The 3,468-nt window shown below is 69.0% G+C and carries 2 protein-coding genes; both read left to right on the top strand.

The annotated features are described in order from the left end of the window. The first annotated feature begins 158 nt into the window (after positions 1 to 158). Positions 159 to 767 carry a CDP-diacylglycerol--glycerol-3-phosphate 3-phosphatidyltransferase gene (gene pgsA / locus AOK09_RS26400; protein ID WP_055589756.1) on the top strand — a complete coding sequence of 203 codons (609 nt, stop codon included), beginning with the start codon at positions 159 to 161 and terminating at the stop codon, positions 765 to 767. A gap of 99 nt (positions 768 to 866) precedes the next feature. Then, entirely contained in the window at positions 867 to 3,362 is a 2,496-nt protein-coding gene (locus AOK09_RS26395; RefSeq protein ID WP_055589757.1) for a sugar phosphate nucleotidyltransferase, read from the top strand. Positions 3,363 to 3,468 lie beyond the last annotated feature (106 nt).

Here is a 3,468-nt window from a genome sequence, read left to right as displayed (position 1 = left end):
AGTAGGACGCCGCCGAACAATCATTGATGTGAGGGCCCCGCGGCCCAAAGGCCGCGGGGCCCTCACGCATGCCCCGAGACGGGGGCGCCGTCGGAGCCGGTGCCAAGGCCGGGTAAAGTCGGCGTGCACCATCGCTACCCCGGACAGGAGGCCCCCGGGTGGAGGTCCAGGAGACGCGCGTCCAGACCGACCGCGTCCTCACCATCCCCAATCTGCTGAGCATGGCTCGCCTCGTCGGTGTGCCCCTGTTCCTGTGGCTGATCCTCTGGCCGGAGTTCGGCGGCCCCAACTGCGACTGGTGGGCGCTGCTGATCCTGCTGCTGAGCGGGGTGAGCGACTACCTGGACGGGAAGCTCGCACGGAAGTGGGGACAGATCAGCCGGCTGGGCCAGATCCTGGACCCAGCGGCGGACCGCCTGTACGTGCTCACCACCCTGGTGGGCCTCACCTGGCGCGAGATCATCCCGTGGTGGCTGACGGCGATTCTGCTGCTGCGCGAGTTGTTCATGGCCGTGATGCTTCTCATCCTGCGCCGGAGCGGTTACGGTCCGTTCCAGGTGAACTTCCTCGGCAAGGCCGCCACGTTCAACCTGATGTATGCATTCCCGCTACTCCTTCTCAGCGACCGTCATGACTGGCTCGGCAATGCGGCGTCAATCTTCGGATGGGCGTTCGCCTGGTGGGGTACAACCCTCTATTGGTGGGCAGGGATTCTGTACGCGGTGCAGGTCCGCCGGATCCTGAAGGCGGACACCGCGGCCGGCTGATCCGTTGCGTCGTTCGGGGCGGATGTGGCACCTGGGCAGGGGGAGCTCGGACAGCCGGACGGACTGATGTCCACAGCCCTGAAGGAGGACGCACCCGACATGAAGGCCGTCGTGATGGCCGGAGGCGAGGGCACTCGCCTGCGCCCGATGACCTCGAGCATGCCCAAGCCGCTCCTGCCGGTGGTGAACCGGCCGATCATGGAGCACGTTCTGAGGCTGCTCAAGCGGCACGGTCTCAATGAGACCGTGGTGACCGTGCAGTTCCTCGCCTCTCTGGTCAAGAACTACTTCGGTGACGGCGAGGAACTGGGCATGAGCCTGACCTACGCCAACGAAGAGGTGCCGCTGGGCACCGCGGGCAGCGTGAAGAACGCGGAGGACGCCCTCAAGGACGACTCCTTCCTGGTCATCTCGGGCGACGCTCTCACCGACTTCGACCTCACCGACCTCGTCCGCTTCCACCGGGAGAAGGGCGCACTCGTCACCGTCTGCCTGACCAGGGTGCCCAACCCCCTGGAGTTCGGCATCACGATCGTGGACGAGGAGGGGAAGGTCGACCGCTTCCTGGAGAAGCCCACCTGGGGACAGGTGTTCTCGGACACCGTCAACACCGGCATCTATGTGATGGAGCCGGAGGTGTTCGACTATGTCGCCGCGGACGAGTCCGTCGACTGGTCGAGCGATGTCTTCCCGCAGCTGCTCAAGGAGGGCAAGCCCATCTACGGCTACATCGCCGAGGGCTACTGGGAGGACGTGGGCACCCACGACAGCTATGTGAAGGCCCAGGCCGACGTCCTCGAGGGCAAGGTGGACGTCGACATCGACGGCTTCGAGATCTCGCCCGGCGTGTGGGTCGCCGAGGGAGCCGAGGTCGACCCCGAGGCGGTGCTGCGCGGTCCCCTCTACATCGGCGACTACGCCAAGGTGGAGGCCGGGGTGGAGCTGCGCGAGCACACCGTGCTCGGCAGCAACGTAGTGGTCAAGCGCGGTGCCTTCCTGCACAAGGCCGTGGTGCACGACAACGTCTACATCGGGCCGCAGAGCAATCTGCGGGGCTGTGTGATCGGCAAGAACACCGATGTGATGCGGGCCGCCCGGATCGACGACGGCGCGGTGATCGGCGACGAGTGCCTCATCGAGGAGGAGTCGATCGTCGCGGGCAACGTCCGGGTGTACCCGTTCAAGACGATCGAGGCGGGCGCCTTCGTCAACACTTCGGTCATCTGGGAGTCGCGCGGCCAGGAGCACCTCTTCGGGGCCCGCGGGGTGTCCGGGATCCTCAATGTGGAGATCACCCCGGAGCTGGCCGTACGCCTGGCCGGCGCCTATGCGACGACCCTCAAGAAGGGTGCCACCGTCACCATCGCCCGTGACCACTCCCGTGGTGCGCGTGCCCTGAAGCGGGCGATGATCTCCGCGCTGCAGACCAGCGCCATCGATGTGCGGGACCTGGAGAACGTGCCCATGCCCGTGGCGCGCCAGCAGACCGCACGCGGCAGCGCCGGCGGGATCATGCTCCGCACCACGCCGGGGGTCCCCGACTCGGTGGACATCCTCTTCTTCGACGAACGCGGCGCCGACCTCTCCCAGGCCGGACAGCGGAAGCTGGACCGGGTGTACGCCCGCCAGGAGTACCGTCGGGCCTTCCCTGGTGAGATCGGCGACCTGACGTCCTCCTCCCGGGTCTTCGACTCCTACGCAGGAACGCTCCTGCGGGCCGTCGACATCAGCGGGGTGGCCGAATCCGGACTCAAGGTGGTCGTGGACGCCGCCCACGGCAGCGCCTCCCTGCTGCTGCCCAGCCTGCTGGGCCGCCTCGGGGTCGAGGCGCTCATCGTGAACGGCGGGCTGGACGAGACGCACCCGACCGAGACCGCCGAGGACCGGCGGGCCGGGCTGGTGCGGCTCGGTGAGCTGGTGGCCTCCTCCAGGGCGGCCTTCGGGGTGCGCTTCGACCCGGTGGGTGAGCGCATCTCCTTCGTCGACGAACGCGGCCGGATCATCGAGGACGACCGGGCCCTGCTGGTGCTGCTCGACCTGGTCGCCGCCGAGCGGCGCAGCGGGCGGGTGGCGCTGCCGGTGACCACCACCAGGATCGCGGAGCAGGTGGCGGCATACCACGGCACCCAGGTGCTGTGGACCACCACCTCGCCCGACGATCTGACCCGGGCGTCGTCGGCCGAGGGCACCGTCTTCGGAGGGGACGGCCGGGGCGGCTTCGTGGTGCCGGAGTTCAGCGGGGTCTTCGACGGCGGGGCGGCCTTCGTACGGCTGATGGGCCTGGTGGCCCGCACCCAGCTGACGCTCAGTCAGATCGATGCCCGGATCCCCAAGGCCCATGTGCACCGTCGGGATCTGGCCACTCCGTGGTCCGCCAAGGGCATGGTGATGCGCACCGTGGTCGAGGCCGCCGGAGACCGCCAGGTGGACACCACCGACGGTGTGCGGGTGGTGGAGCCGGACGGGCGCTGGACCATGGTGCTGCCGGACCCGGCCGAGGCGGTCACCCACCTGTGGGCCGAGGGGCCGGACGAGGCCTCCACCCAGGCCCTGCTGGACGAGTGGGCGGGCGTGGTGGAGAGCGCAGGCCGCTAGCCGGATCCTCTCCGCGGTCCCGGCCCGGCGCCGACGGCCGGACCGGCCGCGGAGGCGGAGCCGGCGCTGTGGGGACGCCGTCGAGGGCGTCCCCACAGCGCCGGCT

Source organism: Peterkaempfera griseoplana (assembly GCF_001418575.1).
Taxonomy (GTDB): Bacteria; Actinomycetota; Actinomycetes; order Streptomycetales; family Streptomycetaceae; genus Peterkaempfera; species Peterkaempfera griseoplana.
The sequence above is the reverse complement of the archived record's forward strand: the minus strand, read 5'-3'. Positions and strand labels throughout refer to the sequence as shown.